The following is a 208-nucleotide window of genomic DNA, read 5'->3' as shown; positions in this document are numbered from 1 at the left end:
CGGCATCACCGACGTCCTCGACGGTGAGCGCATCGACCGCCAGTTGTCCAACACCGCCCTGGGTGTCACCAACATCGCCTCCGACGGCGAGCGCACCAGTTTCGTCCGCGATGCCAATGGTGAGCTGATCTCGATGGTGGCCTGGGACGGCGACGAGCGGTTCCACTACACCCTGGACCACCAGAACACTGTCCTGGCGGTCACCGCC

General features: G+C 65.4%; 1 protein-coding gene. It reads left to right on the top strand.

The window, feature by feature from the left end:
- On the top strand, positions 1 to 208 hold a 208-nt coding region (locus tag DSY14_RS28565; RefSeq protein WP_211719662.1), incomplete at both ends, for a hypothetical protein.

The organism is Nocardiopsis sp. MG754419 (assembly GCF_018207095.1).
In the GTDB taxonomy this organism is placed as follows: Bacteria; Actinomycetota; Actinomycetes; order Streptosporangiales; family Streptosporangiaceae; genus Nocardiopsis.
The sequence above is the reverse complement of the archived record's forward strand: the minus strand, read 5'-3'. Positions and strand labels throughout refer to the sequence as shown.